The organism is Paraburkholderia bryophila (assembly GCF_013409255.1).
Classification (GTDB): domain Bacteria; phylum Pseudomonadota; class Gammaproteobacteria; order Burkholderiales; family Burkholderiaceae; genus Paraburkholderia.
Genome location: NZ_JACCAS010000001.1, coordinates 1,535,869 through 1,551,243 on the forward strand (window position 1 = coordinate 1,535,869; position 15,375 = coordinate 1,551,243).

A 15,375-nucleotide genomic window follows, 5' to 3' on the forward strand; every position below is an offset into this window, starting at 1 on the left:
GCGCTGGTGTGAGCGCGAGTTTGAGCTTGAGCGCTTGAGCGCTTGAGCGCTTGAGTGCCTGACCACCCAACCACCCCACACCCGCAAAACCCCAAACCGTCTCAATGAAAATCGCGACTCGCCGTGGCGAGTTCGCCGAGCCAATCACTCAGATCCACAAGACGATGCGCGACGAGATGAATCACCTCGCCCGTGTTTTTCCGTTTCCCCTTGCCGCCCGGCTTCCCATTCACCGTCTGCCCCGCCTTGCCGTTATCGCCACCAGTCGCAACGCCATCGTCACGCTGCACGACGCCGTAAACCGCCAGCAACGACGCGCCTAGCAACACCTTGCGCTGCTTCTCCACCAGCGACGGCCAGACGATCACATTGACCGACCCCGTCTCGTCTTCGATGGAAACGAACACCGTCCCGTTCGCCGTGCCCGGCCGCTGCCGCACGGTGACGATGCCGCATGCCCGCGCCAGCGTGCCGTGCTGACACGCGGCAAGTTCGGCGGCCGCGCGAAAACGCTGCTGCGCAAGCCGCGGACGCAACAACGCGAGCGGATGACGATTGAGCGTGAGGCCAATGCTGGCGTAATCGTCGACGATCTCGCGGCTCTCGGCCGCTTGCGGCAATGCCAATGGCGCTTCGGCGATCGGTGCGTCGCGCAGCAGTTTGGGCACCGTGTGCTGCGCGGTCACGGCCCACCACGCTTCACGCCGATGACCCGCGATACTGACCAGCGCATTCGCCGCGGCGAGCGCTTCGAGATCGCGCCGCGTCAACGCCGCGCGACGCGCCAGATCGTCGACGTCGGCAAACTGCGCGTCGCGGCGAGCCGCCATGATGCGTTCGGCGGCGCCCTGCGCCAGTCCTTTGATCAGATGCATGCCGATACGCACCGCCGGACCGCGCGCACCATACGTGTTCGACGCTTGAAACACGCGAGCCGTCATGCGTTTGGCCGCGCGACGGATCGTCCGGCTCACCGTCAACCGCCGCAGCGCCAGATCGCGCAATTGCTGCGCGGATAGCACGGCGTGCTGACGATGCAGACAGGTCTCGTCCGCTGAAATCCGCTGCCCTTCGTGATCGCGCCGCTCGAACGTGGATTCCCAATCGCTCAGCGTCACATCGGGCGGCAACACCGGGACGCCATGACGCTTCGCATCCTGCACGAGTTGCGACGGCGAATAAAACCCCAACGGCTGGCTGTTCAGCAAGCCCGCCAGAAAAGCCGCCGGCTCATAACGCTTCAGCCACGCGCTGAGATAGACGAGCAACGCGAAACTCGCCGCATGACTCTCCGGAAAACCGTACTCGCCGAAGCCCTCGATCTGCTTGCAGATGCGCTCGATAAATGCCGGCTCATAACCGCGTTCGAGCATGCGCTCGCTCAAATCCTTCTGATACTTTTCGATGTTGCCGCTGCGCCGCCACGCGGCCATCGCGCGACGTAACTGATCGGCCTGCTCGCCGGTATATTTCGCCGCGACCATCGCCAGATGCATGACCTGCTCCTGGAAAATCGGCACACCGAGCGTGCGTTCGAGCACCGGCCGCAATTCGTCCTTGGCGTAATCGACCGCTTCGAGACCTTGCTTGCGACGCAGATAAGGATGCACCATGCCGCCCTGAATCGGCCCGGGCCGCACGATCGCCACTTCGATCACGAGATCGTAGTACTTGTCCGGCTTCAAACGCGGCAACATGCTTTGCTGCGCGCGCGATTCGATCTGGAACACGCCGATCGTATCGGCGTGGCCGCACATTTCGTAGACGGCGCGATCCTCGCGCGGAATGTCCTGCATTCTGAAGCGCGGAAATCCACGTCTCAGCGCGACGAATTCCAGCGCGCGCCGGATCGCCGACAACATGCCGAGCGCCAGCACGTCGACCTTCAGCAGCTTGAGCGCGTCGATGTCGTCCTTGTCCCACTCGATCACGCTGCGGTCTTTCATCGTCGCGTTTTCGATCGGCACGAGCCGCGATAGTTTGTCTTTCGCGATCACAAAACCGCCGACGTGTTGCGACAGATGGCGCGGAAAACTACGCAACTCCCTGGTGAGACGAATCAGGTTCTGCGTGATGTGCGAGTTGGCGTCGAAGCCCGCTTCGGCCAGATATTTGGCGACCGCGTCCGTGCCGTCCCACCACTGCTGCGACTTGCTGATCCGTTCGATCAACGACGCCTCGAGACCCAGCGCCTTGCCCACGTCCTTCAGCGCACTGCGCGCGTGATACGTAATCAGCGACGCCGTCAGCGCCGCGCGATGACGGCCGTACTTGGCATAGATATATTGAATCACCTCTTCGCGGCGCTGATGCTCGAAATCGACGTCGATATCCGGCGGCTCGTTGCGTGCACGCGAGATGAAGCGCTCGATCAGCATGTTCATCTGCACCGGATCGATTTCCGTCACATGCAGGCAGTAGCACACGATCGAATTCGCCGCCGATCCGCGTCCCTGGCACAGGATGTTTCTCGAACGAGCAAAGCTCACGATATCGTGCACGGTGAGGAAATACTTTTCGTATTTCAGGTCGGCAATCAGCCCCAGCTCCTTCTCGATCTGACCGATTCGTTTCAGGTCCATCCCGTCGGGCCAGCGCTCCACCGCGCCGGCCATGACCAGCTTGCGCAGATAACTCGACGGCGACTCGCCGGCCGGCACCAGTTCTTCGGGATACTCGTATTTGAGTTCGTCGAGCGAGAAGCGGCATAGCGCGGCGATCCGCAGCGTTTCTTCGAGCGTGTCGCGCGGATACAGTTTGCCGAGCCGCACGCGCGTGCGCATGTGCCGCTCGGCATTCGCCTCGAGCGCGTGGCCGCATGCCGAGAGCGGCGTCACGAGGCCGATCGCGGTCATGGTGTCCTGCAAAGGCTTGCGCGAGCGCGTATGCATCAGAACGCCGCCGGCCGCGACCAGCGGCAAACCACTCGCGGATGAAATCATCCGCAATGCGTCGATCTGCAGATCGTCGCTGCCGGTTTGCCAGAGTTCGAGCGCGATCCACGCACGCTGCGCCGCGAACGACGCGAGCCAATGCGCGCAACGCAGCGTGTGAGCAAGCGTCGCCGTGCGCTGCGGCACAAGCATCAGAAGGCAGTCCGGCAACGCCTGCAGATGTTCCAGATGCGGCAACGAATCGGCGATGTCGGACGGGCCGAGGCGATAGCTGCCTTTGTCCGCGCGTGAGCGGGCCAGCGTGATCAGTTCGGAAAGGTTGCCGTAGCCGTTGCGGTTGGTTGCGAGCGCAACCAGCGTGCAGAAGGGCTTGCCGGTGTCGTCGGTCAGATTGAGTTCGCTGCCGATGATCAGATGAGGGATGGGTTTTGATTCGTGGGGTTCTGTCAGTTGACGCTCGCGCTCCTGTTCGATTTCTTTTAACGCCGTGTGCGCACGTACGACACCCGCCAACGAGCATTCGTCGGTAATGGCGAGCGCGCTGTAGCCGCACGACATGGCCTGTTCCACGAGTTCGTGCGGATGCGATGCGCCACGCAGAAACGAGAAGTTCGTCAGGCAATGCAACTCCGCATACGCCGGCAAATTGGCCGCGAGCGCATGTTCAATGGGCGATGATGGTTGCGAATTCGTCATGATGTTCAGCCGAACAATCCCTGCAAATACCATTCGCCGCTAATACGTTCACGGTATACCCAGAACATGTGACCACGATCGTCGGCCGCGACGTAGTAATCCCGCTCGACACGATTGCCGTCCCACCACCCCGCTTCAATCCGCTCGGTGCGTGTGAGCATTTTCAGCGGCCGACGATAGATCGGCCGCTGGTCGCGCATCATCAGACGCAGCGGTTTGTCGAGCATCCAGACCGGGCGAGGTTGCGAAGGTAACGCGCTGTCGGGCAGGTCGAGGGAGATTTGCGCGGAGGGTGGTTGCGCGGGTGGGGGGAGGTTGTTGGCGGTGTTGGCGGTGTTGGCGGTGTTGGCGGTGTTGGCGGTGTTGGCGGTGTTGGCGGTGTTGGCGGTGTTGGCGGTGTTGGCGGTGTTCATGGTCGCGTGGATTGCTTGCGCTTTCTGCGCCACCGCATCATCACCTGCTTGCTCGTCTTCCGCGGCGGCACGCCGCAACTCATCGGTCAGCCACGTCTTATCCGCTTTGCCTTTTCCCCTCGCCTTCGCCGGCGAACGTTTCTTGCCTGAAAACCCCTGCGCCTCGTACGCCTCCACACGCATTGCCCGCTCCGGACGATGATCGTCCTGCATCGACATCTGCAGCACGTTCTCCGGCCCCAACCGCGCACTCAAGCGTTCGAGCAGGCGCGCAATCGACTCGCCATCTGATTCGGGCATCGGAAACAAGGTGTCCGATTGCCCCGCATAGTCCCCGATCTGATCCGCAACCAGTTTCAACTCGATAACCGGCGCCACCAGAACGGTCTGATTCAATTTCTCCCGCAACAACCAGATCAAATGCTCGGCATCACGCGACGGTATCGCCCAGGCGACTCGTAAACTCGATGTCTTCGGCGCATGACGAGACGCCAATTCATGCTCGAGTAGCAAGGTATAAGCGCTGAGCGCCGCATGATGCGCGCTCAGCCAGCCGGCCAGTTGCACAATCAGTCGACGTGCGGCAAACAGTAATGCATCGGCGTTCTCGACCCGCGACGGCAATTCCAGCTGCGCATGAAACGACGCCGGCGCACGAAACGATTCACGCGGATCGGCCCGCGTGCCATACGCCTGCGCCAGCAGATCCAGTATCCCGCTGCCGAAACGCCGCACGACGCCCGACCTCGGCAATTGACGCAGATCGGCCAGCGTACTGCAGCCGACATGCGCGAATGCATCGCGATGCGCCTGCGTGACTGGCAGCAGCGCTACGGATAAACCGTCGAGGACTCGCGCGAGCGACGTTTCCTTCATCACATGCCAACGATGCCCCTGCCTGCTGGCCCTCGCCTGCGCCAGCAGCCACGCGCCCCAGGCGGTCGGCGCGCAGGCGATACGCGCCGTGTAGCCGAATTCCGCCACCGTTGCGGACACTCGCGACAACAACGTGCGCAAACCGCCGAACAGCCTCAACCCGGAGCCCACTTCCAGCAGCAGCGTGTGCGCGTCGGTAAGCGAAACTTTCGGCGTGTAGGTCAGCAAAGCGAGCGCTATCGCTTCGAATGCCTGCGTTTCGCGGGGGATATCGGCGGCGAGCAACTTCAGACCCGGCGCCAACGCCAATGCATAGGATCGCGAATGACCCACTTGCACGCCAGCGCGCAAGGCGTCGAAATCCTGCAGCAGGATGTGCGCATGATCGGCCAGCGCATAGCAACGCCCCTCGATGACGTCTTCGCCACTTCGAGGTGCGCGGGTCTCGTCGCGTTCGCGTGGTTCACACTGATTCGGCTTGGCGGGCGAACCATCCGGGAACGGCGCGGGAGGCTTCACCGCTTCCAGTGACAAGAGCGGCAATGTGACTGCGATCCACAACATGTTTGATCTCTCGTCCTTGATGGACGTCGACTCGGTTTTGCGGCAACAACGCGCTCTGTAAAGGCAAAATGAGGCGCAGAGGCTCAGCTAGCGGCGGCCCGCGACGCTTGAAGATGTCGATCGACACACCGATCTCCTGCAGCCACTGCCGACGGTTGATCGTCTGTGCATTGGCCGGCAATAGCGGCGCGCAAATCATGCGTAACGGTGCTGGCGACGACTGCGCGGCCATCTCGACGGGCCGGATCAAAAATGCCAGCGACGACGATTCCTGAGCTGCCACCTGCAAGCGTCGAACCTTATCGGCGCGTGCATTCGGCAGCCAGACCAGGACCGCGCCGATGCCATCCTGCTTCAATGCCTGAGTGGCGACCCATAGCGCCTGGTCTTCGCTCGCGCGTACCCATAAGACTCGCTCGACATCGATCCCCCAGGCCCCGAGTGCCGCGGCACAAGGCTGATAAGGCGGCGCCACGAATAGCACGTGCCGTCCGGCCTGCCTGGTCAGTTGATGAAGCGCGTGGGACAACAGACGCACTTCCCCCACGCCACCCTGTTCGATCAATAACTCCGTCAAACCACCTGCAGACCAGCCTTGTCCTGGTAGCAATTGATCCAGCTCGGCATAGCCGCTGGAAATCACACGCGAGTCCGCTGCGGCAAGCTCATTGCCCTGCCATATCTGACGCGACAATTGCGATGACAAGGCTGTAGTCGCAAGCCGAATCGCTGCTGCCATAGACACGCTCTTTTTCAATAGGGAACGCTCCGCCCTGCCCAGCATCAAGCAGGCACGGGGGTGATACGTTTAACTGTATATTTATACAGTATTCCGAGATGGATGTTAAGGCTGCGGATGCGGCGCGAAGTGCGTAAGGAGGAAGGCGCTTTAAGGATGAAGTTTTGTTTGCGTTGACCAGCAGTTGCACCGTGCCCCGCTGTGGGCGATCACCGATGCGAGCGAACGGCTGGACCGCTTTACAGCAGGCATGAGGTATCAGACGCCAGCGCGAAAGCGGGCCTGAGCGGACTGGAGGGGAGAAGCTGGCCGGCAAACTCGCTGCGCGCGGGTGACGCAGCGTATCGGGAAGGTGCACGTGAGACGCGCAGACGCGAATGTCGGAATTGCCCCGGCCTGGAGTGAGCCAGCGATGTGAACGCGTAACGAACCGGCGGGGATTGAGACGCCGCTCGGAGCTTCTGGGGGCAACGTGACGGGTTGCCGAGCCGAGTAAGAGCGGTGTTGCGCAACGCGCAAGAATAGTTGGGCGATGACGGCGGTGGACGTTGGGTACCTTGTTGTGATTTTCCGTCGCCGTAAACGCAGAAACCCCACCTTTTGGGGTGGGGTTTCTGCGTTGCTGCTTGGGAGCCTGACGATTACCTACTTTCACACGGGCAATCCGCACTATCATCGGCGTGGAGTCGTTTCACGGTCCTGTTCGGGATGGGAAGGGGTGGTACCGACTCGCTATGGTCATCAGGCATGACTTGTTGCCGCACTGCCCTTTGGGCAATACAGCCAATCTGGAAGAAGTAGTTGAGAGGATGCCTCTCGGTATTACTTTGGGCTGTGCCTGTATTGCACAACACTGATCTCAACCGTGTGTCGTGAGAGACACACCTGTTATAGGATCAAGCCTTACGGGCAATTAGTATCAGTTAGCTTAACGCATTACTGCGCTTCCACACCTGACCTATCAACGTCCTGGTCTTGAACGACCCTTCAAGGGGCTCGAAGCCCCGGGGATATCTCATCTTAAGGCGAGTTTCCCGCTTAGATGCTTTCAGCGGTTATCTCTTCCGAACATAGCTACCCGGCGATGCCACTGGCGTGACAACCGGTACACCAGAGGTTCGTCCACTCCGGTCCTCTCGTACTAGGAGCAGCCCCCTTCAAATATCCAGCGCCCACGGCAGATAGGGACCAAACTGTCTCACGACGTTTTAAACCCAGCTCACGTACCTCTTTAAATGGCGAACAGCCATACCCTTGGGACCGGCTACAGCCCCAGGATGAGATGAGCCGACATCGAGGTGCCAAACACCGCCGTCGATATGAACTCTTGGGCGGTATCAGCCTGTTATCCCCAGAGTACCTTTTATCCGTTGAGCGATGGCCCTTCCATACAGAACCACCGGATCACTATGACCTGCTTTCGCACCTGCTCGACTTGTCGGTCTCGCAGTTAAGCACGCTTATGCCATTGCACTATCAGCACGATTTCCGACCGTACCTAGCGTACCTTCGTACTCCTCCGTTACACTTTGGGAGGAGACCGCCCCAGTCAAACTGCCTACCATGCACTGTCCCCGATCCGGATTACGGACCAAGGTTAGAACCTCAAACAAACCAGGGTGGTATTTCAAGGATGGCTCCACGCAGACTGGCGTCCACGCTTCATAGCCTCCCACCTATCCTACACAGACCGGTTCAAAGTCCAATGCAAAGCTACAGTAAAGGTTCATGGGGTCTTTCCGTCTAGCCGCGGGGAGATTGCATCATCACAAACACTTCAACTTCGCTGAGTCTCGGGAGGAGACAGTGTGGCCATCGTTACGCCATTCGTGCAGGTCGGAACTTACCCGACAAGGAATTTCGCTACCTTAGGACCGTTATAGTTACGGCCGCCGTTTACCGGGACTTCAATCAAGAGCTTGCACCCCATCATTTAATCTTCCGGCACCGGGCAGGCGTCACACCCTATACGTCCACTTTCGTGTTTGCAGAGTGCTGTGTTTTTATTAAACAGTCGCAGCCACCAGTTTATTGCAACCCCTTCACCCTTCTGGCGCGAGCCAGTCAAGCTACAGGGGCGTACCTTATCCCGAAGTTACGGTACCAATTTGCCGAGTTCCTTCTCCCGAGTTCTCTCAAGCGCCTTAGAATACTCATCTCGCCCACCTGTGTCGGTTTGCGGTACGGTCTTGTTAAACTGAAGCTTAGAGGCTTTTCTTGGAACCACTTCCGATTGCTTCTTCACCTAGGTGAATGGCCTCGCACCCTTGAATTCCGCGCCCGGATTTGCCTAAGCGCCTTCTCCAATGCAAGGACCGGGACTTCCAACACCCGGACAACCTTCCGCGATCCGTCCCCCCATCGCATTTAACAATGGTGCAGGAATATTAACCTGCTTCCCATCAGCTACGCATTTCTGCCTCGCCTTAGGGGCCGACTCACCCTACGCCGATGAACGTTGCGTAGGAAACCTTGGGCTTACGGCGAGGGGGCTTTTCACCCCCTTTATCGCTACTCATGTCAGCATTCGCACTTCCGATACCTCCAGCGCACTTTTCAATGCACCTTCGCAGGCTTACGGAACGCTCTCCTACCATGCACATAAATGTGCATCCGCAGCTTCGGTATATTGCTTAGCCCCGTTACATCTTCCGCGCAGGACGACTCGATCAGTGAGCTATTACGCTTTCTTTAAAGGATGGCTGCTTCTAAGCCAACCTCCTGACTGTTTTAGCCTTCCCACTTCGTTTCCCACTTAGCAATATTTGGGGACCTTAGCTGGCGGTCTGGGTTGTTTCCCTCTTGACACCGGACGTTAGCACCCGATGTCTGTCTCCCGTGATTGCACTCTTCGGTATTCGGAGTTTGCTATGGCGTAGTAATCCGCAATGGACCCCACAACCATGACAGTGCTCTACCCCCGAAGGTGATACACGAGGCACTACCTAAATAGTTTTCGGAGAGAACCAGCTATTTCCAGGTTTGTTTAGCCTTTCACCCCTATCCACAGCTCATCCCCTAACTTTTCAACGTTAGTGGGTTCGGACCTCCAGTACGTGTTACCGCACCTTCATCCTGGCCATGGATAGATCACCTGGTTTCGGGTCTACACCCAGCGACTGAATCGCCCTGTTCGGACTCGCTTTCGCTACGCCTGCCCTAATCGGTTAAGCTTGCCACTGAATGTAAGTCGCTGACCCATTATACAAAAGGTACGCAGTCACCCCTCAAGGAGGCTCCTACTGTTTGTATGCATGCGGTTTCAGGATCTATTTCACTCCCCTCCCGGGGTTCTTTTCGCCTTTCCCTCACGGTACTGGTTCACTATCGGTCGATCACGAGTATTTAGCCTTGGAGGATGGTCCCCCCATCTTCAGACAGGATTTCACGTGTCCCGCCCTACTTGTCGTACACCTAGTTCTTCCTCGCTGTTTTCGTCTACAGGGCTATCACCTGCTATGGCGGCACTTTCCAGAGCCTTCGACTAACAATGAAGATAAAGAGTACAGGCTGGTCCCATTTCGCTCGCCACTACTCTGGGAATCTCGGTTGATTTCTTTTCCTGCGGTTACTTAGATGTTTCAGTTCACCGCGTTCGCTTCGCATGACCTATGTATTCAGTCATGGATACTCCATTCGGAGTGGGTTTCCCCATTCGGACATCTACGGATCAAAGCTCGTTTGCCAGCTCCCCGTAGCTTTTCGCAGGCTACCGCGTCCTTCATCGCCTGTGATCGCCAAGGCATCCACCACATGCACTTGTTCGCTTGACCCTATAACGGGTGTGTCTCACACCGCGTTCACTCGGAACGCAGCGCGGGTCACATCGTTACAGGTTGAGTATTCGTGTTGCGCCGTATTCCAAGGCAATCTTTCGATTACCTTTTCATACATTGATACAATCACAACCCTGATTCACCTACTCGCCTACCCATCTCTAGATAGCCTTTCGTGAATCTCTTTACTACTTCTTCCTGATTGTTAAAGAACGACAGCCGATATCATGATTGCTATAACCACGTATCACTCTGACTGGCTCAATCGCCAATGCACAACCCTCTGCAGTACTTCCGCAGAACGCTATGCATTGATGATTGGTGGAGGATGACGGGATCGAACCGACGACCCCCTGCTTGCAAAGCAGGTGCTCTCCCAGCTGAGCTAATCCCCCAGTCACACATGAACTTCAAGGGTGCCTTCAACCGGTTAGCACAGCCACCGCAGAAACAGTGGTGGGTCTGGATGGATTCGAACCATCGACCCCCGCCTTATCAAGACGGTGCTCTAACCGACTGAGCTACAGACCCCTGAGTCTGTCTGAATTTACAGCCGATAAGCGTGAGCGCTCAACGTTCGACACGTTCAGCTCTAGAAAGGAGGTGATCCAGCCGCACCTTCCGATACGGCTACCTTGTTACGACTTCACCCCAGTCATGAATCCCACCGTGGTAAGCGCCCTCCTTGCGGTTAGGCTACCTACTTCTGGTGAAACCCACTCCCATGGTGTGACGGGCGGTGTGTACAAGACCCGGGAACGTATTCACCGCGGCATGCTGATCCGCGATTACTAGCGATTCCAGCTTCACGCACTCGAGTTGCAGAGTGCGATCCGGACTACGATCGGTTTTCTGGGATTGGCTCCACCTCGCGGCTTGGCAACCCTCTGTTCCGACCATTGTATGACGTGTGAAGCCCTACCCATAAGGGCCATGAGGACTTGACGTCATCCCCACCTTCCTCCGGTTTGTCACCGGCAGTCTCCCTGGAGTGCTCTTGCGTAGCAACTAGGGACAAGGGTTGCGCTCGTTGCGGGACTTAACCCAACATCTCACGACACGAGCTGACGACAGCCATGCAGCACCTGTGTTATGGCTCCCTTTCGGGCACATCCACCTCTCGGCAGACTTCCATACATGTCAAGGGTAGGTAAGGTTTTTCGCGTTGCATCGAATTAATCCACATCATCCACCGCTTGTGCGGGTCCCCGTCAATTCCTTTGAGTTTTAATCTTGCGACCGTACTCCCCAGGCGGTCAACTTCACGCGTTAGCTACGTTACTAAGTCAATGAAGACCCAACAACTAGTTGACATCGTTTAGGGCGTGGACTACCAGGGTATCTAATCCTGTTTGCTCCCCACGCTTTCGTGCATGAGCGTCAGTATTGGCCCAGGGGGCTGCCTTCGCCATCGGTATTCCTCCACATCTCTACGCATTTCACTGCTACACGTGGAATTCTACCCCCCTCTGCCATACTCTAGCCCGCCAGTCACAAATGCAGTTCCCAGGTTAAGCCCGGGGATTTCACATCTGTCTTAGCGGACCGCCTGCGCACGCTTTACGCCCAGTAATTCCGATTAACGCTTGCACCCTACGTATTACCGCGGCTGCTGGCACGTAGTTAGCCGGTGCTTATTCTTCCGGTACCGTCATCCTCCCGCCGTATTAGGGCAGAAGTTTTCTTTCCGGACAAAAGTGCTTTACAACCCGAAGGCCTTCTTCACACACGCGGCATTGCTGGATCAGGGTTTCCCCCATTGTCCAAAATTCCCCACTGCTGCCTCCCGTAGGAGTCTGGGCCGTGTCTCAGTCCCAGTGTGGCTGGTCGTCCTCTCAGACCAGCTACAGATCGTCGCCTTGGTAGGCCTTTACCCCACCAACTAGCTAATCTGCCATCGGCCGCCCCTGTAGCGAGAGGTCCTAAGATCCCCCCCTTTCCTCCGTAGAGCGTATGCGGTATTAATCCGGCTTTCGCCGGGCTATCCCCCACTACAGGACACGTTCCGATGTATTACTCACCCGTTCGCCACTCGCCACCAGGATTACTCCCGTGCTGCCGTTCGACTTGCATGTGTAAGGCATGCCGCCAGCGTTCAATCTGAGCCAGGATCAAACTCTTCAGTTCAAACCTGTTACTGTTTTTCGGTTCCGTTAAGAACCGGTCGCTCACTCAACGTACTGACGAATTGTTCGATCATCTTGCGATGCTCAAACCTTCCTTTCATTACTGTGTGAGACTTGATACTTTCGCTTTGCGGCAGACCCCGAAAGATCCACCTCGCGTCTCGCATCAAGCGCCCACACTTATCGGCTGTTAATTTTTAAAGATCGATTACGCATTCACTACCGAACCCGCACCGCTGTCGTCAACCTCACAACTACCCGGTACCGCTTCGTCCTGCGTCGCTGCATCTGCAGCAGAGAAACGAGATTATGAAGAACTTTCGCTGCGTCGTCAACAGGTTTTTCTAACTTTCTCAACCCGTTCACTTCGCTGAAACCCTTGCCATTGCTGGCTCTCCCGCCTCCCGTGCCTCGTTGTCCGAAGCACGAAAGAGCGAGATTCTAGCGACCCACGCGGGGCCTTGCAAGCGTTATCTGGAATTTATTCAAGGCGCCTTTTCTACCCGCGCCGACTCGTCGACACCCGGCACTTTTAGATCAGGCGCAAGCGCGCGTGCGCCCGGCGCACCGATCGTCCAGTCATGTAGCACGGTATAGGCAACCGCAAGCAACGTCGGTCCGATGAAAACACCCAGGAAACCGAATGCAAACGCGCCGCCCAGGATGCCCAGCATCACCAGAATCAGCGGCATATCGCTGTTCTTGCCGATCAGGATCGGCTTGATGACGTTGTCGGACATACCGACAACCAGCACGCCCCACACGACCAGGAAGATCGCCCACCCGGTCGCGCCGCCGTGATACAGCCAGATCGCTGCGGGTAACCACACGACCACTGGACCACCCGGTATCACGGACAGGAAGAAGGTTGCCAGCCCGAGCAGCGCCGGCGCCGGCACGCCAGATATCCAGCAACCGAATCCGGCCAGGATCCCCTGCACGAGCGCCGTGCCGAGAATCCCGTACACCACGCCCTTCACCGTGCTGCCTGCCAATGCCAGCAAGTAATCGGCGCGCTCGCCCGCGATCCGCCGCATGCCCGCATTCAACCAGGCAGCAGCGCCCTCTCCGCCGGTATAGAAGAAGAAGGCGAGCACGATACTCAACGCCAACAGCCCCAGACCATGGGTAACCGCAAGCGCTGCCGCAAGGATCCACTTGCCTGCGGGTGCCGCGAGCGAATGCAATTGCGCGATCAACTCTGAATTCCCGCTGGTTAGATGCTCCCAGAAGGTCTCGATGCTCGAGCCAATCAGGGGAATACCGCCAACCCACGGCGGCAGATCCGGCAACCCGGCCTCAAAGAGCCTCTGCACCAGCGCGACGATTTCATGAACATGCGCGCCGAATGCAAAACCCGCATAGACGAACGGCCCAAGCACCACGACCAGAATGATGATCACGATCAAAGTGGCGGCCCATTTGCGCCGCCCACCCACAGCCGCGGTCAGCCGCCGATACAAGCCCCATGAGCTATAGCTGAGGATGGCGCCCCACAGCAGCGCAGTCGTAAAAGGCGCGAGTACCAGCAGCGAGCCGCCCACCAGAATGATCAATGCGAATACCGCGGCAAGACGTTCGATCAGTTGGTCCGATTTCACGATGAATCTCCTGTTGCGCCAGGCCACGGCGGCGAGTGGACACACACTTGTCAGACGATCTCTGAAAGCGGTCAGTATAGAAGCGAGTCAAGCCTCCGGGGGCGTCTTATATCATCCGGCGAGGTCGGCGGGTAACGCGGCCTCGCGCCACGTAGGAAAACCGAAATCTCCGTGCAGAAATGCCTTAATCCACCTGGCGTAACCGGCCAAATAATATGGCGGCGGATAAAAGACTAGAATATAAGGTTCTGTGCACCCCAACTTCCGGATTTATGCGCTCGCGAATCGCCAAACGTCTCCCCCCCGATGCCGACAAGCTCGTCGGTCTCTCGCTCGCGCTTTTCGCGTCGGGCAGCCGAACCGAAGACCGCTTCTGGGAAGCGAAACTCGACACGCTGCTGACCAAGATCGTCCGCAATGCCAACCAGACCACGCTGGACGCAGCGCTCGATCATCTGCAGCAGAATCATCCCGATGCGTACGGCGCGCTCGCCGACATGGCGGAAACTCACAGCGAGTCGTTCATCGTCGAGCATGAGGGCGTGCCTTACGAAGCCCTGCTGATCGCGGCGCCCGTGCTCGCCTGGACCCGCTACATGATTCCGTCGGGCCCGCTCAAAACCGACGCGGCCGACGCGCTGCGCGCGCATCTGCAAGCTCACGTGCTGGCGGCCAATACGCGTGTGGCCATGGCGCCGTTCCTGTACAGCATCGATCAGTTGCCGCGTCATCACGTCGAGACATGGCGCATCGCCCAGCAGCTTACGCAGGCAGCAATGGCCGGCGGCAACGCCAAACTGAATTTCGGCGAACTGCCGGAAACCTCGCCGATTCTGGCCGACCCGCGTTTCCTGCTGGCGGTGGTGGCGGCGCCGGTGGGCGAGCCGACCTTCCGCTGGCAGGAAGAAGAGCACGGCAGCCGGATCGAGCGCGGCCAGTGCCTCGAACAATGGACCACGCAAGGCGGCGCCAATCTGTCGCTGGTGCTGCCGGGCTGCGAGTTCGAATGCCTGTTGCCGGATGCCTATTATTCAGCCTGCCGCGACGCCGACGAACGCGTGCGTCCTCACACAGTGCGCACCGCCGTGCGCTACCTGTTCGACACGATCGGCGCCGCGCCGCAAGAATTGCGCGCGGTGGTCGCCGGCTTCGGCGAACGCCGCATCGACGAATACCGTGTCGGTTTCACGCGCCGAGGCAGTAACGAAGTGATCTACGGCGTCGTCTGGCCGCTGTACGGCCGCGAGAACAGCGAGCCGGGTATCGACGAAGAACCGCAGGAAGTCGCCGCATCGGACGATCCGCTCGAAGAAATCGTTGCGCTGCTCAAAGATACCGGCGTGACCGACGTGCGTCGTCATGCGGGCCGCTTCGAGCCTGAATATTGCGACGACTGCGGCGTGCCGCTCTATGCGGATCCGCTCGGCGAAATCGTCCATGCCGAGATGCCGGAAGATGCTGAGCCCGCTCAACCGCATTTCCATTGAGCATCGGCGCGACGACCGCCAAAGCGCGTCGCCGCCTAGATAAAAAAGCCCCGCCACACGCGGGGTTTTTTTTCGCCAGGCTTTTTTACGTCATTCCTCCTATGCCTTTTGGACAGGCCGTCAAATTGAAGGGAATTTGTCATCATAGGAACGGCGACGCATCGCACTGCACTCGACGCGTTTGCCGGGTGCGCGCATCGCGC

Annotated in this window: 5 protein-coding genes, 2 tRNA genes and 3 rRNA genes; 1 reads left to right on the forward strand and 9 read right to left on the reverse strand. The window is 58.6% G+C overall.

The window, feature by feature from the left end:
• Window positions 1–101: 101 nt before the first annotated feature.
• The 9 genes from GGD40_RS06875 to GGD40_RS06915 form a co-directional block, all read right to left on the reverse strand.
• Complete coding sequence (locus tag GGD40_RS06875) at window positions 102–3,590, reverse strand: error-prone DNA polymerase (RefSeq protein WP_179705821.1); 3,489 nt, start codon at window positions 3,588–3,590, stop codon at window positions 102–104.
• Window positions 3,591–3,595: 5 nt separating this feature from the next.
• Window positions 3,596–5,443 carry a Y-family DNA polymerase gene (locus tag GGD40_RS06880; protein ID WP_179743197.1) on the reverse strand — a complete coding sequence of 616 codons (1,848 nt, stop codon included), beginning with the start codon at window positions 5,441–5,443 and terminating at the stop codon, window positions 3,596–3,598.
• Window positions 5,343–6,182: a translesion DNA synthesis-associated protein ImuA gene (imuA, locus tag GGD40_RS06885; RefSeq protein WP_179744894.1), complete on the reverse strand. Its 840-nt coding sequence runs from the start codon at window positions 6,180–6,182 to the stop codon at window positions 5,343–5,345. The genes GGD40_RS06880 and imuA overlap by 101 nt, the downstream gene beginning before the upstream one ends.
• Before the next feature lie 632 nt (window positions 6,183–6,814).
• Window positions 6,815–6,928 (reverse strand): 5S ribosomal RNA (rrf, locus tag GGD40_RS06890).
• A 146-nt stretch (window positions 6,929–7,074) separates the two neighbouring features.
• Window positions 7,075–9,955 (reverse strand): 23S ribosomal RNA (locus GGD40_RS06895).
• 322 nt (window positions 9,956–10,277) lie between these two features.
• A tRNA-Ala gene (locus GGD40_RS06900) sits at window positions 10,278–10,353 on the reverse strand.
• A 59-nt stretch (window positions 10,354–10,412) separates the two neighbouring features.
• Window positions 10,413–10,489: transfer RNA gene (locus GGD40_RS06905), tRNA-Ile, on the reverse strand.
• Between the two features lie 65 nt (window positions 10,490–10,554).
• Window positions 10,555–12,085, reverse strand: a 16S ribosomal RNA gene (locus tag GGD40_RS06910).
• Together the 16S, 23S and 5S rRNA genes with 2 tRNA genes alongside form the textbook arrangement of a ribosomal RNA operon.
• Before the next feature lie 484 nt (window positions 12,086–12,569).
• Window positions 12,570–13,685 carry an AI-2E family transporter gene (locus GGD40_RS06915; protein ID WP_179744895.1) on the reverse strand — a complete coding sequence of 372 codons (1,116 nt, stop codon included), beginning with the start codon at window positions 13,683–13,685 and terminating at the stop codon, window positions 12,570–12,572.
• A 272-nt stretch (window positions 13,686–13,957) separates the two neighbouring features.
• Here GGD40_RS06915 and GGD40_RS06920 point away from each other — a divergent pair, with 272 nt between their 5' ends.
• Entirely contained in the window at window positions 13,958–15,172 is a 1,215-nt protein-coding gene (locus GGD40_RS06920; RefSeq protein ID WP_179743198.1) for a DUF2863 family protein, read from the forward strand.
• Window positions 15,173–15,375: the final 203 nt, after the last annotated feature.